Raw genomic sequence first — 20,442 nt, 5'->3', positions numbered from 1 at the left:
CCAGCGGCGTCAGTGGGCTGACGCCAATTTCTCAAAATAGACCATTCGGCGCCTGTTGGATCGGTCAACTTTGTTTATCAGGCTTTTCTTCTATTCTCAGGGCAAGGAGAACGACAGTCGTCGCTGGATCGAAACAGTCCTCTACTGAAGGCTGAACAGTGGTTCTACCGAGGGTCGCCGCCATGTCGCGCAACCTTTGCCTCACCCGCCAATGCCTTGGCTTGGTCACCCGTATCGAATGCAGCGTCCGCCCACTGGCGGGGGACAACGGTATGTGGACCCTTCTCTTCGCCGCCGGAATGGCGGGTGAACAACCCTCAGCGATCAAGTCCCAAGGCCCGTTCTGTGGGCCTGTGGTGGCGGAGTCCATCCTTGATTCGATTGTTGAAAGCCTGACCACCCATGGCTATCAGCTGGCCGATGATCCACAGATCTGGTGCCTGCATCTGCAGGCCCAGTTACGTCAGATCAATGGTGAGCGGGGACGTCATGCCGGTGATTTCCAGTTCCATCCCGAACACTGACCCCTAGGGGGCCGGGGGCGCCGACTCGGCTTTGTCGAGCTTGACCTCAAAGCCGTATTGCACCGTGTCGAGTGTGCTGCGGGTGTAGCTTTCCAACTGGCTGGGCTCGCCGTAGAAGTAGTGCACATCGAATAACGCCGTACCGTCGGCCGAGGCACTGTGGCTGCTTGCAAGAATCTCCTTCAGGTATTGGCCGCTGGCGTCCTTGGCAAAGAAGCGCCAGGCGTCTGCAGGAAAGAGTTTCTGGTCGACGATCAAGGCGTTGCCCCTGAGTTCTAGGCCTTTGGGCAGCTGTTGAGCGTTGATGCTGCTCTTCTCGATGGTGGCCAGGAACAGAGGAATGGAGCCTACGGCGTAGGCGGGGGTTTCCGGGAAAAGGTTGAGGTCGTAGGTGATGACGCCCCGCAACGGGTCGATGTCGAAGGCCTCGTCCGGCAGTTCGATCGGTTCACCCCGTTGGCCCTTCTCGTTCTGGGTGAAGAAAGTCAGCGGGGTATCGTTGGTGCTGAACTCTGAGCCCAGCAACTCATCATTGAAGGTCCGCGGGTGGCTGAACTCGATGCGCGCTGCGCTGGCATCTTCCACCGACTGGCTGATGGTCACGGATTTTTTCAGTGACTCTTCGTCCAGCTGTGCGCCCTTGAGGTAGTGGGGGGCTTGATCGTCATAGACCACCACCGGCATTGGCAGCGGTTGGATGTTCCTGTCGGTGGTATTGCTGTCGAAACGATGTACCGGCAGGTCCAGGTCCTTGCGCGTGACGCTGGCCTGGGAGAAATCCAGTACTGCGACTTCCAGCCGATCCACCAGGCCATTGAAATACACCTTGGCGTAATGATTGGTGTGTTGCTGGTCGAAGGCCTTTTGCTCGTCCTCCAGTTGTTTCTCGAATGCCTCGCTCCACGCCTTCTGCTTTTGCATCTCGGCCAATTGCTGTTGGTAGAAGGCGATCTGTTGGGCACTTTCGTTGATCGAGCCTGCGCGGGACAGAATCTGCCCCTTGCTGTCACGGGCCTGGGCCAGCAAGGGATTGAGGGAGGCATCATTGGCTTCTTCGGGCAGGGGGGCGCTATTGCTCAGCTCGATCTCGGCAACGTTCCTGTCCAGCGTCAACAGGGTCAGGCGGATATTGCCGTCCTGACGCGGTTTACCGATGTCGGCCTTGGTCAGTTCAAAAGCGAGCACCCGACCTGGGGCTATCACCTCCAGCTTGCCTTGTAGGGAAACCGGCTGCGGCTGATTCTTGTTGTCCACCTCCAGGCCCTCGATAAAGGGGTAGGTGATGGTCAAGTCATCCGGATTGGTCAGGTTGGAGCTGGAGGGGCTGAGCTGGATGCCCGGATCGGTCTCCGACCATTCGGCTTGGAAGGGAATGACTTTTTTGTTGCTGAGGGTGACCGACTGCCATTCCAACCCGTGGGGAAACGGGAACTGTGTGGGCATGTTGAAGCTGAAGGGGAAGACGGGCTGCAGATCGGTCAGGTAGTCGGAATTGGAGGATTTGCGCAGTACGAACAGGCCGTTGACGTAGGTGTCCACCAAGGCTTGGGCAGTGGGATAGTGCTTGAGCAGGGCCAGGCTGTCGTCGCCGTATTCGGTTTCCAGCGGCTTGCTGTCAAGTTTGAGCTGTGCTCGTTCCAGCAGCAGGAGGGAGCCACCAAGATTGGCAATGGCGTCCTTGAGCTTTGGATCCTGGATGGCGTCCAGCGACTGTTCAAACTGTACGGTTTTCTCTTCGAGGCTCGCCTGTTTCTTTTCGTCGCTGGGGGAACAGCCGCTGATCAGCAGCGCCAGACCAAGGCCGACACTGGCCAAAGGCAATCGCACATCCATTTCCAGTCTTCCTGTCCAATGTCGGTGAGCGTGAGCAATGGCTTCGACACTAGCAGAAAATACGCCCGGAAAAACCCGTGGATCAGGTGATTGTCTGTGGTTTATGGGGGTTTCGGGCGCTGATATACTCGCCGCCGTTTTTACACCGGGTGCGAGATTCAATGGAACGTTTTATCGAGAATGCAATGTATGCCTCACGCTGGCTGCTGGCGCCGATCTACTTCGGTTTGTCTCTGGGCTTGCTGGCACTGGCATTGAAGTTCTTCCAGGAAGTCTTCCACGTCATTCCCAATGTGTTTTCCATGGCCGAGTCCGACCTGATCCTGGTGCTGTTGTCGTTGATCGACATGGCGCTGGTAGGTGGCCTGCTGGTGATGGTGATGATCTCCGGTTATGAGAACTTCGTGTCGCAACTGGACATCGACGAAGACAAGGAGAAGCTCAGCTGGTTGGGCAAGATGGATTCTTCGTCTTTGAAGATGAAAGTGGCCGCGTCCATCGTAGCGATTTCGTCGATCCACCTGCTGCGAGTGTTCATGGATGCCAAGAACATCCCTACCGAGTACCTGTTGTGGTACGTGGTGATTCACATGACGTTCGTGATTTCGGCGTTTGCCATGGGTTACCTGGACAAGCTGACCAAGCACTGACAGGTTTCGCTGCGTGAATGAATGCCGCCCGGCCGTTGCGAAACGGACGGGCGGCGTTGTTTGTGGCTTGTGTTTTTCCTGGCTGGGGCATATGCCTGTAGCTGTCAGGGCTGTAAAAGCACGAGGTGCTCTCATGAATCTGCAAGAAATGAATGCCTACGCCATTGCCGGAAAAGTCGACGAATTGAACCTGATCTCCCTGGAGGGCGGAATCTATCTGCTTGAGGCGCGCATGCACGGGGCGGCTTATCCACTGAGCGATGCCCAGGGCCAGATGTTTCATCTGCGCTCCGTGGAGCATGCTCGTGAGGTCCTGCAGTCTTTTCCCAAGTTGCCGTTCAATCTGATTCACACGTCAGTGCATGACGAGATGTGCGGCTTGTCCGCGGGTGTCGAGGAAAGCTTGAAAGTGCCCATCACTTTGCACTCGGGTGGCTGAGGCCTGCGCGGCGATGATCCGTGCCGGGCTTCTGTGCTAGTCTGCTCGCCCTTTTGATTCCGGGCGCTCCGGGAGGCGCTGTGTTCCTGCGGCCTTTCCGAGCCGTCCGCACAGCGGAGCAGTGTCATGTCCGAAGTAAATCTGTCCACCGACGAAACCCGCGTCAGCTACGGCATTGGCCGTCAGTTGGGCGACCAACTGCGCGACAACCCTCCACCGGGTGTCAGCCTGGACGCGATCCTGGCGGGTCTGACCGACGCTTTCGCCGGTAAGCCAAGCCGTGTGGGTCAGGAAGAAATGTCCGCGAGCTTCAAGGTCATCCGCGAAATCATGCAAGCTGAAGCCGCTGCTAAAGCCGAAGCTGCTGCGGGTGCCGGTCTGGCTTTCCTGGCGGAAAACGCCAAGCGTGAAGGCATCACCACTCTGGCTTCCGGTCTGCAATTCGAAGTGCTGACCCAGGGTGACGGCGCCAAGCCATCCCGTGAAGACAGCGTGCGTACTCACTACCACGGCACCCTGATCGACGGCACTGTGTTCGACAGCTCCTACGAGCGTGGCCAACCTGCTGAGTTCCCGGTAGGCGGCGTGATTGCCGGCTGGACCGAAGCGCTGCAATTGATGAACGCCGGTAGCAAATGGCGTCTGTACGTGCCGAGCGAGCTGGCTTACGGCGCACAAGGCGTGGGCAGCATCCCGCCGCACAGCGTTCTGGTGTTCGACGTCGAGCTGCTGGACGTTCTGTAACCCGGTAGGGGCCAGATGGCTGGCGATGACGGCCGCGCACGCGCGGTCGGTTCATCCTCGGCCAACTTGCCCCTTTCGCGGTTTTGGTTTCATAGACGAATTTTTGCGCCCAGGCTGTGGCCATCGGCGCCGGTTGGCCGCAAGGCTCTGGCGTAGCAGAACAAAAACAGGTTGCGCACCAATTCCTTGAGAACCAGCGGTTCGCTGGAGCTCAAGCCGATCAGGTCCAGATCTCCCTGGTCCTGCAGCTCGCTCAGGGCTTCCTCTTCCAGCACAGCACAGACTTCCCCGGTTTCCCGATGCAGGATGCGCAGGTAAGGGTGTGGGCGGTCCAGCCAGGCATCAATCAAATAAGTCATGGGTGTCATCTCCTTGAATGGGGTTCAATGAGAATAATTCTTATTCAATGAATAGCAAGTACCTATTGGCGGTTTCTGCTTTTTTCTGTGTGGAAATTGTTTTCGATCAAATCGGCTGGCTTTTCGCTAGCAGGTGTGTGGATCAAGCAGGGCGGGGGGATAGGCGGGATACCCTCTCGCGGCAGGCGCGAGAGGGTGCAGGCGTCAGACCTTGCGGACGAACTCGGATTTGAGCTTCATCGGGCCGATGCCGTCGATCTTGCAGTCGATGTCGTGGTCGCCATCGCACAGGCGGATGTTCTTGACCTTGGTGCCGACCTTGACCACCAGGGAGGTGCCCTTGACCTTGAGGTCCTTGATCACGGTGATGGTGTCGCCGTCTTGCAGCACGTTGCCCACCGAATCTTTCTTCACGGCTTCATCGGATGCGGCTTCGGCTTCGCCGCTGGCGGACCACTCGTGGGCGCACTCGGGGCAGATCAGCTGGGTGCCGTCCTCGTAGGTGTATTCGGAATTGCATTTTGGGCAGGGTGGCAAAGTGCTCACTTAAGCTCCTCAAAGTCAGGATGGCTAAAAAGCGCACATTGTATAGGGTTTTTTCGGGGAGGGGGCGCTGGGGAGTTGCGCCGGCTCCTGCCGATCAGCAGGAGCCGGTGCGGTTTAGTGGGTGCGAGCGACGGCGAATTCGCTCAACTCCACCAGAGCGTCGCGGTATTCGCTGGGTGGCAGGGCTTCCAGGCAGGTAATGGCGCGAGCCACGTAGTCGCGGGCCAATTGCGCGGTGTAGTCCAGGGAGCCCGAAGCCTCAACGGCGGCGCGGATGCTTTCCAGGTCTTCGATACCGCCTTTCTGGATGGCCTGGCGAACCAGGGCTGCCTGCTCTGGGGTGCCTTCGCGCATGGTGTAGATCAGCGGCAGGGTGGGTTTGCCTTCCGCGAGGTCGTCACCCACGTTCTTGCCCAGGGTTTCGGCGTCGCCACGGTAGTCCAGCAGGTCGTCCACCAGCTGGAAGGCCACGCCCAGGTGATCGCCGAAGGTGCGCAGGGCTTCAGCCTGTTCCGGTGTGGCGCCGGCCAGGGCGGCTGCGCTGTGGGTCGAGGCTTCGAAGAGCATCGCGGTCTTGCCGCGGATGACTTCCATATAGGTTTCTTCGGTGGTACTGGCGTCGCGCACCTTGGACAGTTGCAGGACTTCGCCTTCGGCGATGATCCGCGTGGCCTGGGACAGGATGCGCATGACTGGCATCGAGCCCAGTTCAACCATCATTTCGAACGAACGGGAGTACAGGAAGTCACCCACCAGTACGCTGGGCGCATTGCCCCACATAGCGTTGGCGGTCGAACGGCCACGGCGCATGCCGGACATGTCGACCACGTCGTCATGCAGCAGGGTGGCGGTGTGCAGGAACTCGATGGTGGCGGCCAGCAGGCGCAAATCGTCGCCTTCGCGCCCCAGCGCCTTGCCACACAGCAGCACTAATAAAGGACGCAGGCGCTTGCCTCCGGCCGAAGTGATGTAGTCGCCGATTTTTGAAACCAGCGGCACTCGGGAAGTCAGCTGTTTCTTGATGATGCCGTCGACGGCGCTAAAATCGTCCGCCACCGCGCGGTAGAAAGCTTGGGGTTGCATCAGCGACAGGTGCTCCAGAAGGGTTGCGCGGCATGCTAGGACCCGCGTCCGCAGGTGTCAAGGCGCGCTCCGGGCAGGACTCCGCGCCGCCTGAACGGCACTTGCATCGCTATTGTGCCTTGCGTACAATCGCGCACCCTGAACTTCCTGGGCAGCACCTGCCTTACGCAATTGCACTTGGGCCGTTCCAGCCCCATGCAGCCATGCCAGCCAATACCTCTTCTTATAAAGAGCTGGGTGAGCAGGATTATCGGAGAAATACCATGTACGCAGTAATCGTTACCGGCGGTAAGCAATACAAGGTCGCTGAAGGTGAATACCTGAAGATCGAAAAACTGGAAATCGCCACTGGCGAGTCCGTGACTTTTGACCGCGTTCTGTTGGTTGCCAATGGCGACGACGTGAACATCGGCGCACCTGTTGTTGCTGGCGCAACCGTCAAGGCTGAAGTGATCTCCCAAGGTCGTCACGATAAAGTCCGCATCATCAAGTTCCGTCGCCGTAAGCACCACATGAAGCGTATGGGCCACCGCCAGTGGTTCACCGAGATCAAAATCACCGGTATTCAGGCTTAATTTCAGCCTAATTCCTCACTAGGAGAATTGAACTCATGGCACACAAAAAAGCTGGTGGTAGTACCCGTAACGGTCGCGACTCAGAAGCCAAACGCCTTGGCGTGAAGATGTATGGCGGCCAGGTCATCAAGGCCGGCAACATCATCGTGCGTCAGCGCGGCACCCAATTCCACGCTGGCTACGGCGTTGGTATGGGTAAAGATCACACCCTGTTCGCGAAAATCGAAGGCGTGATCAAGTTTGAAGTAAAAGGCGCCTTCGGTCGTCGTTACGTGAGCGTCGTCGCGGCTTAATTGCGCGATCGCTGGAAAAGCCCTGTCTCGCGACGGGGCTTTTTCGTTTGTGGGATGAGTCTCTTGCAAAACTGTTTGTACGAGCTGGCAGCGTTGGATGTTTCGGTCGTTGATTGAGGTCGCTGCGCTCATTTTTGCAAGAGTCTTATGTCTTGGTTTCTTCAGCTCGCCCGTGCGGTGAGAGGCGTTTGATCATGAAGTTTGTTGATGAAGTTTCGATTCGAGTAAAAGCTGGCGACGGCGGCAATGGCTGCATGAGTTTCCGTCGGGAAAAATTCATCGAGAACGGTGGTCCCAACGGCGGTGATGGTGGTGATGGTGGCTCGATCTACATGGTCGCTGACGAAAACCTCAACACCCTGGTGGACTACCGTTATACCCGGCACTTCGATGCTGAGCGCGGCTCCAATGGTGGCAGCACCGACTGCACCGGCAAGAAAGGCGAGGATCTGGAGCTGCGGGTTCCGGTCGGTACCACCATCATTGATGCCGGTACTCAGGAGGTCATCGGCGACCTGACCAAGGCTGGTCAGCGCCTGATGGTGGTGCAGGGTGGCTGGCACGGCCTGGGTAACACCCGGTTCAAGTCCAGTACCAACCGTGCGCCGCGACAGACCACTCCGGGCAAGCCGGGTGAGCAGCGTGATCTCAAGCTGGAATTGAAGGTGTTGGCGGACGTCGGCCTCCTGGGTTTGCCGAATGCCGGTAAAAGTACCTTCATTCGCTCGGTTTCCGCCGCCAAGCCGAAAGTGGCTGACTACCCCTTCACCACGCTGGTGCCCAACCTGGGCGTGGTCAGTGTTGACCGCTGGAAGAGCTTCGTAATCGCCGATATTCCAGGTTTGATCGAAGGGGCTTCCGATGGCGCTGGCCTGGGGATTCGCTTCCTCAAGCACTTGGCGCGTACGCGCATCCTGCTGCATCTGGTGGACATGGCTCCGCTGGATGAAACCAATCCGGCGGATGCCGCAGAAGTGATTGTCAACGAGTTGGTCAAGTTCAGTCCGTCCCTGGCTGAGCGTGAGCGCTGGCTGGTGCTGAACAAGAGCGATCAGATTCTTGAGGAGGAGCGTGAGGAGCGCGTCAAGGAGATCGTTGATCGTCTGGAGTGGACGGGTCCGGTGTACGTGATCTCGGCCATCTCCAAGGATGGTACCGAGCGTCTGAGTCGCGACATCATGCGTTATCTGGAAGATCGTGCCGATCGCCTGGCGGCCGACCCGGCCTATGCCGATGAGCTGGCCGAGCTGGATCAGCGCATCGAAGATGAGGCGCGTGCCCAGTTGCAGGCGCTGGACGATCAGCGTGCCTTGCGCCGTAGCGGCGTCAAGAGTGTCCATGACATTGGCGACGATGACTGGGATGAAGAGGATGTGGATGACGAGGACGGCCCGGAAATCATCTACGTCCGCGACTGATCCTGTGGTGCGGGCTTGCCCGCGAACACGGTTTATCTGGGCGGGCGCGGTGTTATCATCGCTGCCAGCCAGCTCTCAAGGCGCCGCTCATTCGAGCGGCGTTTTGGTATCTGCAAGGCTTAAATACGAATAACCCCATGAGTGGCGCTCGGTCGCGCTGCTCGCTGGCAAAGGTTGAATAAGATGCGGAGCAAGGTGACGGGTGCGCAGCGCTGGGTCGTGAAGATCGGCAGTGCACTGCTGACGGCGGACGGCAAGGGACTGGATCGCGCGGCAATGGGCGTGTGGGTCGAGCAGATGGTGGCCTTGCATGAGGCGGGGGTTGAATTGGTACTGGTCTCTTCGGGTGCTGTGGCGGCCGGAATGAGTCGCCTTGGCTGGACCGCACGACCGAGTGCGATGCATGAGCTGCAGGCGGCTGCGGCCATTGGCCAGATGGGCTTGGTGCAGGCCTGGGAGTCGAGCTTTGCCGAGCATGGCCGGCATACGGCGCAGATTCTCCTGACCCACGACGATCTGTCGGACCGTAAGCGTTACCTCAATGCTCGCAGTACTTTGCGGGCGCTGGTGGGGCTCAAGGTGATTCCGGTGATCAATGAAAACGACACCGTGGTGACCGATGAAATCCGCTTCGGCGATAACGACACCCTGGCGGCGCTGGTGGCCAATCTGGTGGAGGCTGACCTGCTGGTTATCCTCACTGATCGCGATGGCATGTTCGATGCTGATCCGCGCAACAATCCCGATGCGCAGTTGATTTACGAGGCGCGGGCCGATGATCCGGCGCTGGATGCCGTGGCTGGCGGTACTGGCGGGGCGTTGGGGCGTGGTGGTATGCAGACCAAGTTGCGAGCGGCGCGCCTGGCGGCGCGCTCCGGTGCGCATACCATCATTGTTGGTGGGCGTCTGGAGCGGGTGCTGGATCGCCTGAAAGCGGGGGAGCGCATTGGTACCTTGCTGTCGCCGGAGCGTGGCATGTTGGCGGCACGCAAGCAGTGGCTTGCTGGACATCTGCAAACCCGCGGTACCCTGGTGCTGGATGAGGGGGCTGTATCGGCCTTGTCTCAGGGCAACAAGAGTCTGTTGCCAGTGGGGGTCAAGCAGGTCCAGGGTGGTTTCCGTCGCGGTGAAATGGTGGTGTGCGTGGCGCCTGATGGGCGTGAAATTGCCCGCGGCCTGGCCAACTACAGTGCCCTTGAGGCGCAGAAAATCATCGGTCAGCCCTCTGATGCGATTGTCGGTGTCCTGGGTTACATGGCTGAGCCGGAATTGGTTCACCGCGATAACCTGATTCTGGTGTAAGTGACCTAAGGAAAAGCGAATGCGCGTAGCAAAAGGATTGTTGGGGTTGCTCTTGGCGATGCCGTTCATGGTGTCGGCCGAGGAAATTGGCCAGGTGTCCACGGTGTTCAAATTTGTCGGGCCTAACGACCGGATCGTGGTCGAGGCCTTTGATGATCCCAAGGTGGATGGCGTGACTTGTTATCTGTCGCGAGCCAAGACGGGTGGTCTCAAGGGTGGCTTGGGTTTGGCTGAGGATCGTGCTGAGGCGTCCATTGCCTGTCGCCAGGTGGGGCCGATTGCCTTCAAGGGCGAGCTCAAGGATGGTGACGAGGTCTTCAAGGAGCGCACCTCGCTAGTGTTCAAGACCATGCAGGTGGTGCGCTTCCTCGACAAGAAGCGCAACACCCTGGTGTATCTGGTCTATAGCGATCGTGTGATCGAGGGTAGTCCGCAGAATGCGGTAACGGCGATCCCTATTCTGCCTTGGCCTCATCAATGACCTGTTGAGAATTGCCGGGCCGGCCCCTGATGGGGCTGGCTTGTTGCGGGCGGGTAAATTGCAGGCAATAAAAAACCGACCCTTGGGTCGGTTTTTTAACAAGCGTGTCGCTTAGGCTGCAGCAGCAAGGTTCAGAGCCTTGATGTGGCCATTCAGACGACCTTTATGACGAGCAGCTTTGTTCTTGTGGATGATGCCTTTATCGGCCATGCGGTCGATAACTGGCACGGCCAGAACATAAGCGGCTTGCGCTTTAGCAGCGTCTTTGGCGTCGATGGCTTTAACTACGTTCTTGATGTAGGTACGAACCATGGAACGCAGGCTGGCGTTGTGGCTGCGACGCTTCTCAGCCTGTTTTGCACGTTTTTTGGCGGAAGGTGTGTTGGCCACCGTCGAGCTCCTCGAAAGACTTTTTGGGAAATAGCAAACAAAATAGGCCGCGAATCATGCCGATGAGTTGAAGTCTTGTCAAGGGCAGCTGATGCGTTCCGCTGAGTGGTCGATCTGAAGAGGCGGGATATTTATTTCCGGCGCTTGACCTGTAAACTCGCGAGCTTTGGCTCTGTGCTGTTGCGGCGCGGAGTATCGCATAAGTGGGCGTCTTTTCGCCTGCTGTTTATCTACAGGCAAACAACCTTTTCATGAACCTGCTCAAGTCATTGGCCGCGGTCAGCTCTATCACGATGCTTTCCCGGGTACTGGGGTTTGTCCGCGATACCATCATCGCGCGCACGTTCGGCGCCGGGATGGCTACGGATGCCTTCTTCATTGCCTTCAAGTTGCCCAACCTGTTGCGGCGAATCTTTGCCGAGGGAGCCTTCTCTCAAGCCTTCGTGCCGATTCTGGCGGAGTACAAAAGTCAGCAGGGGGAGGAGGCGACTCGGACCTTCATTGCCTATGTCTCGGGCTTGCTGACCCTGGTTCTGGCCCTGGTCACTGCCCTGGGCATCATCGCTGCACCCTGGGTGATCTGGGCTACGGCACCGGGTTTTGTCGACTCCCCGGAAAAATTCGCCCTGACTTCCGATCTGCTCCGGGTGACCTTTCCTTATATATTGCTGATCTCGCTGTCCTCCCTGGCCGGGGCGATTCTCAATACCTGGAACCGCTTCTCGGTGCCGGCGTTCGTGCCGACTCTGCTCAACGTCAGCATGATCATCTTCGCGCTGTTCCTTACGCCCTACTTCGATCCTCCAGTGATGGCCCTGGGCTGGGCAGTGCTGGCAGGTGGCTTGGCGCAATTGCTCTATCAGCTGCCGCATTTGAAGAAGATCGGCATGTTGGTGCTGCCTCGCCTGAATGTGCGTGATACCGGTGTCTGGCGGGTGATGAAGCAGATGCTGCCGGCGATCCTCGGGGTGTCCGTCAGTCAGATCTCGCTGATCATCAACACCATCTTTGCTTCCTTCCTGGTCGCGGGCTCTGTGTCCTGGATGTATTACGCCGACCGTCTCATGGAGCTGCCTTCCGGTGTGCTGGGCGTGGCCCTGGGCACTATTTTGCTACCGACCCTGGCCAAGACCTACGCCAACAAGGATCGCCATGAGTACTCGCGGATTCTCGATTGGGGGCTGCGTCTGTGCTTCATCCTGGTGCTGCCATGTTCCCTGGCGCTGGGGATACTTGCTGAGCCGTTGACGGTGTCGCTGTTCCAGTACGGTGAGTTCAGCGCTTTTGACGCCTCTATGACTCAGCGTGCATTGGTGGCTTACGCCGTGGGCTTGCTGGGGATCATCGTGATCAAGGTGCTGGCGCCGGGTTTCTACGCACAGCAGAACATACGCACACCGGTGAAGATCGCCATCTTCACGCTGATCGTCACCCAACTGCTCAACCTGGCCTTTATCGGTCCCTTGAAGCACGCAGGCCTGGCTTTGGCCATCAGCGCTGGGGCCTGTATCAACGCTGGGCTGTTGTTCTACCAGTTGCGCAAGCAGCAGATGTTTCAGCCGCAGCCGGGCTGGGGGCTGTTTGCCTTGAAGCTGATCGTGGCTGTGACGGTGATGTCGGCGGTATTGCTGGGGCTGCTGCACTTTATGCCGGCCTGGGACCAGGGGCACATGTTCCAGCGTTTCCTGCGCTTGGGCGTGTTGGTGGTGGCTGGGGTGGTGGCGTATTTCGGCATGTTGGCCCTGCTGGGCTTCCGTTTGCGCGACTTCAATCGCAAGGCCTTGAACTGACGGCTGTTTAGTCGTTGGTGCGAGGCAACTACCGGTTTTGTCGGTTCGATCAATTTGGGTGACGGTGCTGCCTGTCGTCGGCCGTCGGGTGTGGTTATAATCGACCACTTTATGAGCAAGAAGCGCGTTATGCAGCTGGTTCGAGGCCTCCACAATCTGCGCCCCCAGCATCGGGGCTGCGTCGCCACTATTGGCAACTTTGACGGTGTTCACCGTGGTCACCAGGCCATCCTGGGCCGGCTGCGTGAGCGTGCGCTCGAGTTGGGCGTGCCCAGCTGTGTGGTGATTTTCGAGCCCCAGCCACGGGAATTCTTTGCCCCCGAGACGGCGCCGGCGCGCCTGGCCCGCCTGCGTGACAAGCTGCAACTGCTGGCCCAGGCCGGTGTTGATCGGGTGTTGTGCCTGGCGTTCAACCAGCGCCTGAGCAAACTCAGCGCCAATGAATTTGTCGAGCGGATCCTGGTGGATGGCCTGGGCGTGCAGCACCTGGAAGTCGGCGACGATTTCCGTTTTGGTTGCGACCGGGTCGGCGATTTCGAGTTTTTGCAGCAGGCTGGCGCCAACCACGGCTTTACTGTCGAAGCGGCGCAGACCGTAGAACTGGATGGCCTGCGTGTCAGCAGCACCCAGGTCCGTAATGCCTTGGCCGCAGCAGATTTTGAACTGGCCGAGCGTCTGCTTGGTCGGCCGTACCGGATTGCCGGGCGGGTGCTGCACGGGCAGAAACTGGCGCGCCAGTTGGGTACGCCCACTGCCAACGTGCAATTGAAGCGCCGGCGTGTGCCGCTTTCCGGGGTTTACCTGGTGAGTGTCGACATTGCCGGCAAGACCTGGCCGGGGGTCGCCAATATCGGCGTCCGGCCCACAGTCGCAGGTGATGGCAAGGCCCACCTGGAAGTTCATCTTTTAGATTTTGCCGGCGATCTGTATGACCGGCGTTTGACGGTGGTTTTCCACCACAAGCTGCGTGAAGAGCAGCGTTTCGCCTCCCTGGAGGCGTTGAAGACGGCGATCAATGCGGATGTTGCCGCCGCCCGTGCCCAAGTGGCACGTATCCATAGCGCCAATCGCTAATGAAGAGCCTTAAATGACCGACTATAAAGCCACGTTAAACCTTCCGGACACCGCCTTCCCAATGAAGGCCGGCCTGCCTCAGCGCGAACCACAGATTCTGCAGCGTTGGGACAGCATTGGCCTGTACGGAAAGTTGCGCGAGATTGGCAAGGATCGTCCGAAGTTCGTTCTGCACGACGGTCCTCCTTATGCCAACGGCACTATTCACATCGGTCATGCGCTGAACAAAATTCTCAAGGACATGATCCTGCGCTCGAAAACCCTGTCGGGGTTCGACGCACCTTATGTTCCGGGCTGGGACTGCCACGGCCTGCCGATCGAGCACAAAGTCGAAGTGACCTACGGCAAGAACCTGGGCGCAGATAAAACCCGCGAACTGTGCCGCGCCTACGCCACCGAGCAGATCGAAGGGCAGAAGTCCGAATTCATCCGTCTGGGCGTTCTGGGCGAATGGGACAACCCGTACAAGACCATGAACTTCAAGAACGAGGCCGGAGAAATCCGCGCCTTGGCCGAAATCGTCAAAGGCGGCTTCGTGTTCAAGGGCCTCAAGCCTGTGAACTGGTGCTTCGACTGCGGTTCGGCCCTGGCCGAAGCGGAAGTCGAGTACGAAGACAAGAAGTCCTCGACCATCGACGTGGCCTTCCCGGTCGCCGATGAAGACAAGTTGGCCACCGCCTTCGGCCTGGCCAAACTGGCCAAGCCCGCGGCTATCGTGATCTGGACCACCACCCCGTGGACCATCCCGGCCAACCAGGCGCTGAACGTCCATCCGGAGTTCAACTACGCCCTGGTGGATGCCGGCGAGCGCCTGCTGGTGCTGGCCGAAGAGCTGGTTGAGTCCTGCCTGGCTCGCTACAACCTGGAAGGTTCGGTGATCGCTACCGCCCCGGGTTCTGCCCTGGAACTGATCAATTTCCGTCATCCGTTCTACGATCGTCTGTCGCCGGTGTACCTGGCCGAGTACGTGGAACTGGGGGCTGGCACTGGCGTGGTTCACTCGGCCCCGGCCTACGGTGAAGACGACTTCGTGACCTGCAAGCGCTACGGCATGGTCAACGACGACATCCTCAACCCGGTACAGAGCAACGGCGTCTACGCGCCATCGCTGGAGTTCTTCGGCGGCCAGTTCATCTGGAAGGCCAATCCGCTCATCGTCGATAAGCTGAGTGAAGTGGGTGCGTTGCTGCACACCGAAATCATCAGCCACAGCTACATGCACTGCTGGCGCCACAAGAGCCCGTTGATCTACCGTGCCACCGCGCAATGGTTCATCGGCATGGACAAAGAGCCGGTCAGCGGTGACACCCTGCGTGCGCGCTCGCTCAAAGCGATCGAAGACACCAAGTTCGTCCCCGCCTGGGGCCAGGCGCGCCTGCATTCGATGATCGCCAACCGTCCGGACTGGTGCATCTCCCGCCAGCGCAACTGGGGCGTGCCGATCCCGTTCTTCCTGAACAAGGAAAGCGGCGAACTGCACCCACGCACCGTCGAGCTGATGGAAGAAGTGGCCCAGCGTGTTGAGCAGGAAGGCATCGAGGCCTGGTTCAAGCTGGACGCCGCCGAGCTGCTGGGCGACGAAGCGCCGCTTTACGACAAGATCAGCGACACCCTCGACGTGTGGTTCGACTCCGGCACCACTCACTGGCACGTACTGCGCGGTTCGCACCCAATGGGCCACGTGAACGGCCCACGTGCCGACCTGTACCTGGAAGGCTCGGACCAACACCGTGGCTGGTTCCACTCGTCGTTGCTGACCGGTTGCGCCATCGACAACCACGCGCCGTACCGCGAACTGCTGACCCACGGTTTCACCGTCGACGAGACGGGCCGCAAGATGTCCAAGTCGCTGAAGAACGTGATCGAGCCGAAGAAGATCAACGACACCTTGGGTGCCGACATCATGCGTCTGTGGGTAGCGTCGACCGATTACTCGGGCGAAATCGCCGTGTCGGACCAGATCCTGGCCCGCAGTGCCGATGCCTACCGCCGTATCCGCAATACTGCACGCTTCCTGCTGTCGAACCTGAGCGGTTTCAACCCGGCCACCGACATCCTGCCGGCCGAGGACATGCTCGCCCTGGATCGTTGGGCCGTGGACCGTACCCTGTTGCTGCAGCGCGAGTTGCAGGAACACTACGGCGAATACCGCTTCTGGAACGTGTACTCGAAGATCCACAACTTCTGCGTGCAGGAGTTGGGTGGTTTCTACCTCGACATCATCAAGGATCGCCAGTACACCACCGGCGCCAACAGCAAGGCACGTCGTTCGGCGCAGACCGCGCTGTACCACATCTCTGAAGCGTTGGTGCGCTGGATCGCGCCGATCCTGGCCTTCACCGCTGATGAACTGTGGGAATACCTGCCGGGCGAGCGTAACGAATCCGTGATGCTCAACACCTGGTACGAAGGCCTGAGCGAATTGCCCGCTGACTTCGAACTGGGCCGCGAGTACTGGGAGGGCGTGATGGCGGTCAAGGTTGCAGTGAACAAGGAGCTGGAAGTTCAGCGTGCGGCCAAGGCCGTCGGTGGCAACCTGCAAGCCGAAGTTACCCTGTTTGCCGAGGATGGCCTGACCGCCGACCTGGCCAAACTGAGCAACGAACTGCGTTTCGTGCTGATCACCTCGACCGCCAGCCTGGCACCGTTTGCCCAGGCACCAGCGGATGCCGTGGCTACCGAAGTACCGGGCCTCAAGCTCAAAGTCGTCAAGTCGGCCTTCCCTAAGTGCGCCCGCTGCTGGCACTGCCGTGAAGACGTCGGCGTGAACCCTGAGCACCCGGAAATCTGCGGTCGTTGTGTGGATAACATCAGCGGCGCGGGCGAGGTTCGTCACTATGCCTAACGCCGCAGGCCGTTTCGGCCGTCTGGGCTGGCTGTGGTTGAGCTTGCTGGTCCTGGTCATCGACCAGGCCAGCAAGCTGCACTTTGAAAGCTCGCTGACCATGTACCAGCAGATCGTAGTGATCCCCGAGTACTTCAGTTGGACCCTGGCTTATAACACCGGCGCAGCCTTCAGCTTCCTCGCGGACAGCTCTGGCTGGCAGCGCTGGCTGTTCGCCCTGATCGCGATTGTGGTCAGCGCCGTGCTGGTGGTCTGGCTCAAGCGCCTGGGGCGTAACGAAACCTGGCTGGCCATCGCTCTGGCCCTGGTACTGGGCGGTGCCTTGGGCAACCTGTATGACCGCATTGCCCTGGGCCATGTGATCGATTTCATCCTGGTGCACTGGCAGAACCGCTGGTACTTCCCGGCATTCAACTTCGCCGACAGTGCTATCACCGTTGGCGCGGTGATGCTGGCCCTGGATATGTTCAAGAGCAAGAAAACCGGAGAAGCCGTTCATGACTGAGCAGGTATTGACTGAGCAACGCATCGGTCAGAACACGGAAGTCACTTTGCACTTCGCATTGCGCCTGGAGAACGGCGATACCGTAGACAGCACTTTCGACAAGGCCCCGGCGACCTTCAAGGTCGGTGACGGCAACCTGCTCCCCGGGTTCGAGGCCGCGCTGTTCGGCTTCAAGGCCGGTGACAAGCGTAGCCTGACGATTGAGCCGGAAAACGCCTTTGGCCAGCCGAACCCGCAGAACGTGCAGGTCATCCCGCGTTCGCAGTTCCAGGACATGGAGTTGTCGGAAGGTTTGCTGGTGATCTTCAATGACGCGGCCAATACTGAGCTGCCGGGTGTGGTCAAAGCCTTCGATGATGCTCAAGTCACCGTCGACTTCAACCACCCGCTGGCCGGCAAGACCTTGACCTTCGACGTGGAAATCATCGACGTCAAAGCGCTTTAACAGCATCGCCGGCATGCCGTGCCCTATTCTGTAGGGGCTGGTTTGCTGGCGATCCGCTGTCTATAACGATCTAACTTCTTGCGCGCAAGACACGAGGCACAGCATGCAAATCAAACTCGCCAATCCCCGTGGCTTCTGCGCCGGTGTGGACCGGGCGATTGAAATCGTCAATCGCGCCCTGGAAGTCTTCGGGCCGCCGATCTACGTCCGGCATGAAGTGGTGCACAACAAATTTGTCGTCGAAGACCTGCGCAATCGTGGTGCGATCTTCGTCGAAGAGCTGGAGCAGGTGCCGGACGACGTCATCGTTATCTTCAGCGCCCACGGTGTCTCCCAGGCTGTACGCAGTGAAGCGGCCGGTCGCGGTCTCAAAGTGTTCGATGCCACTTGCCCGCTGGTGACCAAGGTGCATATCGAAGTGGCGCGCTACAGCCGTGATGGTCGTGAGTGCATCCTCATCGGACACGCCGGCCACCCTGAAGTCGAAGGCACCATGGGGCAGTACGACGCCAGCAACGGCGGCGCCATCTACCTGGTGGAAGACGAAAAGGATGTAGCCGAGCTTCAGGTGCAGAACCCCGAGCGCCTGGCGTTCGTGACCCAGACCACCTTGTCCATGGACGACACCAGCCGGGTGATCGATGCCTTGCGCACGCGTTTCCCGGCCATTGGCGGACCGCGCAAGGACGATATCTGCTACGCCACGCAAAACCGCCAGGACGCGGTCAAGCAACTGGCTGACGAGTGCGATGTAGTGCTGGTGGTGGGCAGTCCCAACAGCTCGAACTCCAACCGCCTGCGCGAGCTGGCCGAGCGCATGGCCACTCCCGCCTACCTGATCGACGGTGCCGAGGACCTGCAGCGCAGCTGGTTCGACGGTGTCGAGCGCATCGGCATTACCGCCGGCGCTTCGGCTCCTGAAGTGCTGGTGCGTGGGGTGATCCAGCAGTTGCAGGCCTGGGGCGCCACCGGTGCCGACGAGTTGGCCGGCCGCGAAGAGAACATCACCTTCTCCATGCCCAAAGAGTTGCGGGTTCGCTCCCTGCTCTGATCAGTCCACTCCCACGCAAAGGGCCTGCTCGGCGGTTTCGCTGCGCAGGCTGACCCTCCCGCTGCGCGACAGCACCACCTGGTGGCGGCTGTGTTCCTGGTCGGCCTGGCAAATATGCAAGGTGCCGGCCTGGAAGGCGCCACTGGGCAGCAACGGATTGCCCTGGGCACTGAAGCGCACGAAGTGCTGTACCGGACGATTACCCACAATCAGCACTTGCCCACCGCTCTGACGCTCGATCAGCAGCGGATTCTCTGGATCCTCCCAACCCTTGCCACTGACATCCAGAATGATGCGCCAGCCCTGGCTCCAGTCGTCGTTCAGACTATGTATCAGCGCGGTGCGCTGGTGCAGGATGGCCGCCGCCCGTGCATTGCGCAGGCCGCTGGCGAGCATCTGCGCCGCTTCCTGCTGTCGATTGGTGCGCAATAGTTCACTGAGCGCAGCCGTGGACAGCGGCAGCAAAAGTGCCAGCAAGGCCAGCGCGATCAGCAGTTCAATCAGGCTGAAGCCCTTTTCATGCATGGTGTCTCCTCCCTGGAGATGAGGCGTTCACGCTATCCGTATGCAGGCGCTGAGCAGATGACCAACTTGCCGGTCTGGGATGGGGCGAGTCGCCGCCCGTTATAGCCGATGCCTGTTCCAGGATGGGTGGTGTATTTGGGTACAAAGGGTTTCACCCGATTGAAACGGCCCGGCGCCTGGGCCCTTGCGGCTCGGCCTCAAGGGAGAGGTAAGGGGGCTGTGAGCAATGTATTGCGGGTTGTTCCGAGAGGCGGCCCGGGGCTGACTCTGGCACTAACCTTTGAAGTCGAGAGCAGTGGTTTCCATCGTTTCTGTGGGCTCACACGAGCCTGCTTCATCGGAGATCGGTGGTTGTCTGCATGGGCTTGGGAGCGTGACGGAGATTGGAACATGAGGGAGCAGCATGCACAGGACGGCATGACCCTGATCGAGGTGCTGGTGGCCCTGTTGATTCTCGCGGTGGGGCTGCTGGGGGCCGCGGCGGTCCAGATCAAGGCCTTGCAGTACACCGACAGTTCACGGATGAGCACCCAGGCCAGCTTTATTGCCTACGACATGCTTGACCGGATCCGTGCCAATACGGCGGCCGACTATGGTGTTGCCACGCCCGCCGCAGGCAGCCCGGGCAATGTGCGGGATCAGGACCTGCATGATTTCGCCAGCAACGTGGCGAACTTCGGGGGCCCCAGCGCCAAGGGCAGTATCAGTGTCAATCAGCAGGTCTATACCATCCGCATCACGTGGGACGATTCCCGGGCCGAGGGGCATTCGCGCAGTCAGCGCGCTCTGGTGCTCAGCAGCCGCGTGGCCGTGGATTCGGGAGGGGCGCGATGAGGCAGGGCAGTCATGGCTTCGGGCTGGTAGAGATAATGCTGGCACTGGCTTTGAGCCTGGTGCTGGTGCTGGGTGCGGCTCAGGTGTTTATCGCGGCGAAGGCTACTTACCTTAGCCAGAACGCCTCGGCCTACCTGCTGGAGGATGCGCGTTTTGTTCTGAGCAAGATGCTCCAGGAAATTCGCATGGCAGGGCTTTCCGGTTGCCTGCGCACCGTCAATGATCGCAGTACGGCTAAGGAGTTTTCCCGCTACGCGGCCACTCCGATTCAGTGGAGCAATGTCGAGCGCAAGCTGACCTTGATCACCGCTGACATCGGTGATTATGGCGGGACGCCGACCTGGAGCCTGGTCACCGACTGTCGGCGCAGCGCCGTGGTCTATTCGGGGGCTCATCAAGGGGAGGGCGGACAGCAGGTCCTGGCCTTGCGCCGGCTGTTCTATAGCCTCCAGGACCATCAGTTGATGCTGGGCAGCGGCTTGGGCAAACAGCAGGCGGTGCTGCTGGATAATGTCGAGGCCTTCGAGGTGAGTTTCGGCATGGCCCGTACTGCAACGGATAGTGCCGCTTCCAGCTACAGCCGCAACCCGGGAGATCCGGCACGTATTCGCAGCGTGCGGTTGCAGCTGACATTGGCCGATCCCCAGCAGCGTGTGCGCCCGCAGCGCTTTACGCTAGTGGCGGCCTTGCGTAACAGGTTGCCCTGATGCCTGGCATCAATGGCGCAGGGCCCACC

23 protein-coding genes are annotated in these 20,442 nt (G+C 59.6%); 17 read left to right on the top strand and 6 right to left on the bottom strand.

What is annotated here, in order from left to right:
* Positions 1-182: 182 nt before the first annotated feature.
* On the top strand, positions 183-524 hold the full coding sequence (locus KHO49_RS12075) for a PA4575 family protein (protein WP_102865440.1): 342 nt from the start codon (positions 183-185) through the stop codon (positions 522-524).
* A gap of 3 nt (positions 525-527) precedes the next feature.
* On the opposite strand, the gene KHO49_RS12070 is transcribed toward KHO49_RS12075, so the two are convergent.
* On the bottom strand, positions 528-2,357 hold the full coding sequence (locus KHO49_RS12070; protein ID WP_102882263.1) for a hypothetical protein: 1,830 nt from the start codon (positions 2,355-2,357) through the stop codon (positions 528-530).
* 161 nt (positions 2,358-2,518) lie between these two features.
* Here KHO49_RS12070 and KHO49_RS12065 point away from each other — a divergent pair, with 161 nt between their 5' ends.
* The 3 genes from KHO49_RS12065 to bamJ all read left to right on the top strand — a co-directional run bounded on the left by KHO49_RS12065 (position 2,519) and on the right by bamJ (position 4,190).
* On the top strand, positions 2,519-3,007 hold the full coding sequence (locus KHO49_RS12065; protein WP_102882262.1) for a TIGR00645 family protein: 489 nt from the start codon (positions 2,519-2,521) through the stop codon (positions 3,005-3,007).
* A 133-nt stretch (positions 3,008-3,140) separates the two neighbouring features.
* The gene (locus KHO49_RS12060) at positions 3,141-3,446 is read left to right on the top strand and encodes a DUF6482 family protein (protein ID WP_102882261.1); all 306 of its coding nucleotides are present in this window, start codon (positions 3,141-3,143) and stop codon (positions 3,444-3,446) included.
* A 126-nt stretch (positions 3,447-3,572) separates the two neighbouring features.
* On the top strand, positions 3,573-4,190 hold the full coding sequence (gene bamJ / locus KHO49_RS12055; RefSeq protein ID WP_044465159.1) for a BamJ family beta-barrel-assembly machinery protein: 618 nt from the start codon (positions 3,573-3,575) through the stop codon (positions 4,188-4,190).
* Positions 4,191-4,279: 89 nt separating this feature from the next.
* Here bamJ and KHO49_RS12050 read toward each other — a convergent pair whose 3' ends face one another.
* The 3 genes from KHO49_RS12050 to KHO49_RS12040 form a co-directional block, all read right to left on the bottom strand.
* On the bottom strand, positions 4,280-4,549 hold the full coding sequence (locus KHO49_RS12050; protein WP_102865444.1) for a PA4570 family protein: 270 nt from the start codon (positions 4,547-4,549) through the stop codon (positions 4,280-4,282).
* A gap of 204 nt (positions 4,550-4,753) precedes the next feature.
* Positions 4,754-5,095, bottom strand: a complete 342-nt coding sequence (locus KHO49_RS12045) for a zinc ribbon domain-containing protein YjdM (protein WP_016967028.1) — start codon at positions 5,093-5,095, stop codon at positions 4,754-4,756.
* A gap of 114 nt (positions 5,096-5,209) precedes the next feature.
* Positions 5,210-6,178 carry a polyprenyl synthetase family protein gene (locus KHO49_RS12040; protein ID WP_016967027.1) on the bottom strand — a complete coding sequence of 323 codons (969 nt, stop codon included), beginning with the start codon at positions 6,176-6,178 and terminating at the stop codon, positions 5,210-5,212.
* 263 nt (positions 6,179-6,441) lie between these two features.
* Between KHO49_RS12040 and rplU the strand changes: the two genes are divergently transcribed.
* From rplU to KHO49_RS12015, 5 genes are all read left to right on the top strand, one after another.
* Positions 6,442-6,753: a 50S ribosomal protein L21 gene (gene rplU / locus KHO49_RS12035; protein ID WP_007924746.1), complete on the top strand. Its 312-nt coding sequence runs from the start codon at positions 6,442-6,444 to the stop codon at positions 6,751-6,753.
* Between the two features lie 35 nt (positions 6,754-6,788).
* A complete protein-coding gene (rpmA, locus tag KHO49_RS12030; RefSeq protein WP_003228360.1) occupies positions 6,789-7,046 on the top strand; it encodes a 50S ribosomal protein L27 in 258 nt (85 codons plus the stop codon).
* 194 nt (positions 7,047-7,240) lie between these two features.
* Complete coding sequence (gene cgtA / locus KHO49_RS12025; protein ID WP_110596205.1) at positions 7,241-8,464, top strand: Obg family GTPase CgtA; 1,224 nt, start codon at positions 7,241-7,243, stop codon at positions 8,462-8,464.
* A 183-nt stretch (positions 8,465-8,647) separates the two neighbouring features.
* Positions 8,648-9,766, top strand: a complete 1,119-nt coding sequence (gene proB, locus KHO49_RS12020; RefSeq protein ID WP_213665057.1) for a glutamate 5-kinase — start codon at positions 8,648-8,650, stop codon at positions 9,764-9,766.
* A 19-nt stretch (positions 9,767-9,785) separates the two neighbouring features.
* On the top strand, positions 9,786-10,247 hold the full coding sequence (locus tag KHO49_RS12015; protein ID WP_102882259.1) for a CreA family protein: 462 nt from the start codon (positions 9,786-9,788) through the stop codon (positions 10,245-10,247).
* A gap of 111 nt (positions 10,248-10,358) precedes the next feature.
* On the opposite strand, the gene rpsT is transcribed toward KHO49_RS12015, so the two are convergent.
* Positions 10,359-10,637 (bottom strand): 30S ribosomal protein S20, encoded by a 279-nt coding sequence (gene rpsT / locus KHO49_RS12010; protein WP_016967023.1) that lies wholly within the window; start codon positions 10,635-10,637, stop codon positions 10,359-10,361.
* Positions 10,638-10,888: 251 nt separating this feature from the next.
* Here rpsT and murJ point away from each other — a divergent pair, with 251 nt between their 5' ends.
* The 6 genes from murJ (at position 10,889) to ispH (ending at position 18,347) form a co-directional block, all read left to right on the top strand.
* The gene (gene murJ / locus KHO49_RS12005) at positions 10,889-12,427 is read left to right on the top strand and encodes a murein biosynthesis integral membrane protein MurJ (protein ID WP_213665056.1); all 1,539 of its coding nucleotides are present in this window, start codon (positions 10,889-10,891) and stop codon (positions 12,425-12,427) included.
* Between the two features lie 129 nt (positions 12,428-12,556).
* Positions 12,557-13,501, top strand: a complete 945-nt coding sequence (gene ribF, locus KHO49_RS12000) for a bifunctional riboflavin kinase/FAD synthetase (protein ID WP_162884093.1) — start codon at positions 12,557-12,559, stop codon at positions 13,499-13,501.
* Positions 13,502-13,514: 13 nt separating this feature from the next.
* Positions 13,515-16,346: an isoleucine--tRNA ligase gene (ileS, locus tag KHO49_RS11995; protein ID WP_123390415.1), complete on the top strand. Its 2,832-nt coding sequence runs from the start codon at positions 13,515-13,517 to the stop codon at positions 16,344-16,346.
* Complete coding sequence (gene lspA, locus KHO49_RS11990; RefSeq protein WP_102865450.1) at positions 16,339-16,851, top strand: signal peptidase II; 513 nt, start codon at positions 16,339-16,341, stop codon at positions 16,849-16,851. Before ileS ends, lspA begins: the two co-directional genes overlap by 8 nt.
* A complete protein-coding gene (gene fkpB / locus KHO49_RS11985) occupies positions 16,844-17,296 on the top strand; it encodes an FKBP-type peptidyl-prolyl cis-trans isomerase (RefSeq protein ID WP_102865451.1) in 453 nt (150 codons plus the stop codon). Before lspA ends, fkpB begins: the two co-directional genes overlap by 8 nt.
* A gap of 103 nt (positions 17,297-17,399) precedes the next feature.
* Complete coding sequence (gene ispH / locus KHO49_RS11980; protein ID WP_102865452.1) at positions 17,400-18,347, top strand: 4-hydroxy-3-methylbut-2-enyl diphosphate reductase; 948 nt, start codon at positions 17,400-17,402, stop codon at positions 18,345-18,347.
* On the opposite strand, the gene KHO49_RS11975 is transcribed toward ispH, so the two are convergent.
* Positions 18,348-18,872 carry a GspH/FimT family protein gene (locus KHO49_RS11975; RefSeq protein WP_102882256.1) on the bottom strand — a complete coding sequence of 175 codons (525 nt, stop codon included), beginning with the start codon at positions 18,870-18,872 and terminating at the stop codon, positions 18,348-18,350.
* 390 nt (positions 18,873-19,262) lie between these two features.
* Between KHO49_RS11975 and pilV the strand changes: the two genes are divergently transcribed.
* Both pilV and KHO49_RS11965 read left to right on the top strand, forming a co-directional pair.
* Complete coding sequence (gene pilV, locus KHO49_RS11970; protein WP_213665055.1) at positions 19,263-19,706, top strand: type IV pilus modification protein PilV; 444 nt, start codon at positions 19,263-19,265, stop codon at positions 19,704-19,706.
* On the top strand, positions 19,703-20,413 hold the full coding sequence (locus tag KHO49_RS11965) for a PilW family protein (protein ID WP_110596200.1): 711 nt from the start codon (positions 19,703-19,705) through the stop codon (positions 20,411-20,413). Before pilV ends, KHO49_RS11965 begins: the two co-directional genes overlap by 4 nt.
* The last annotated feature ends 29 nt before the right edge of the window (positions 20,414-20,442 follow it).

It is taken from the genome of Pseudomonas sp. RC4D1 (assembly GCF_018390395.1).
GTDB classification, from domain to species: domain Bacteria; phylum Pseudomonadota; class Gammaproteobacteria; order Pseudomonadales; family Pseudomonadaceae; genus Aquipseudomonas; species Aquipseudomonas danubii.
This window is presented reverse-complemented; position numbering and strand designations above follow the sequence as displayed.

What these genes read in the sequence shown, in the direction of transcription:
- KHO49_RS12050 (WP_102865444.1), bottom strand. Translation starts at nt 4,549, where the DNA reads ATGACTTATTTGATTGATGCCTGGCTGGACCGCCCACACCCTTACCTG.
- ileS (WP_123390415.1), top strand. Translation starts at nt 13,515, where the DNA reads ATGACCGACTATAAAGCCACGTTAAACCTTCCGGACACCGCCTTCCCA.
- cgtA (WP_110596205.1), top strand. Translation starts at nt 7,241, where the DNA reads ATGAAGTTTGTTGATGAAGTTTCGATTCGAGTAAAAGCTGGCGACGGC.
- KHO49_RS12070 (WP_102882263.1), bottom strand. Translation starts at nt 2,357, where the DNA reads ATGGATGTGCGATTGCCTTTGGCCAGTGTCGGCCTTGGTCTGGCGCTG.
- KHO49_RS11965 (WP_110596200.1), top strand. Translation starts at nt 19,703, where the DNA reads ATGAGGCAGGGCAGTCATGGCTTCGGGCTGGTAGAGATAATGCTGGCA.
- KHO49_RS11975 (WP_102882256.1), bottom strand. Translation starts at nt 18,872, where the DNA reads ATGCATGAAAAGGGCTTCAGCCTGATTGAACTGCTGATCGCGCTGGCC.
- ribF (WP_162884093.1), top strand. Translation starts at nt 12,557, where the DNA reads ATGCAGCTGGTTCGAGGCCTCCACAATCTGCGCCCCCAGCATCGGGGC.
- lspA (WP_102865450.1), top strand. Translation starts at nt 16,339, where the DNA reads ATGCCTAACGCCGCAGGCCGTTTCGGCCGTCTGGGCTGGCTGTGGTTG.
- KHO49_RS12040 (WP_016967027.1), bottom strand. Translation starts at nt 6,178, where the DNA reads ATGCAACCCCAAGCTTTCTACCGCGCGGTGGCGGACGATTTTAGCGCC.
- ispH (WP_102865452.1), top strand. Translation starts at nt 17,400, where the DNA reads ATGCAAATCAAACTCGCCAATCCCCGTGGCTTCTGCGCCGGTGTGGAC.
- pilV (WP_213665055.1), top strand. Translation starts at nt 19,263, where the DNA reads ATGAGGGAGCAGCATGCACAGGACGGCATGACCCTGATCGAGGTGCTG.
- KHO49_RS12075 (WP_102865440.1), top strand. Translation starts at nt 183, where the DNA reads ATGTCGCGCAACCTTTGCCTCACCCGCCAATGCCTTGGCTTGGTCACC.
- rplU (WP_007924746.1), top strand. Translation starts at nt 6,442, where the DNA reads ATGTACGCAGTAATCGTTACCGGCGGTAAGCAATACAAGGTCGCTGAA.
- proB (WP_213665057.1), top strand. Translation starts at nt 8,648, where the DNA reads ATGCGGAGCAAGGTGACGGGTGCGCAGCGCTGGGTCGTGAAGATCGGC.
- KHO49_RS12015 (WP_102882259.1), top strand. Translation starts at nt 9,786, where the DNA reads ATGCGCGTAGCAAAAGGATTGTTGGGGTTGCTCTTGGCGATGCCGTTC.
- fkpB (WP_102865451.1), top strand. Translation starts at nt 16,844, where the DNA reads ATGACTGAGCAGGTATTGACTGAGCAACGCATCGGTCAGAACACGGAA.
- murJ (WP_213665056.1), top strand. Translation starts at nt 10,889, where the DNA reads ATGAACCTGCTCAAGTCATTGGCCGCGGTCAGCTCTATCACGATGCTT.
- KHO49_RS12065 (WP_102882262.1), top strand. Translation starts at nt 2,519, where the DNA reads ATGGAACGTTTTATCGAGAATGCAATGTATGCCTCACGCTGGCTGCTG.
- bamJ (WP_044465159.1), top strand. Translation starts at nt 3,573, where the DNA reads ATGTCCGAAGTAAATCTGTCCACCGACGAAACCCGCGTCAGCTACGGC.
- rpmA (WP_003228360.1), top strand. Translation starts at nt 6,789, where the DNA reads ATGGCACACAAAAAAGCTGGTGGTAGTACCCGTAACGGTCGCGACTCA.
- KHO49_RS12060 (WP_102882261.1), top strand. Translation starts at nt 3,141, where the DNA reads ATGAATCTGCAAGAAATGAATGCCTACGCCATTGCCGGAAAAGTCGAC.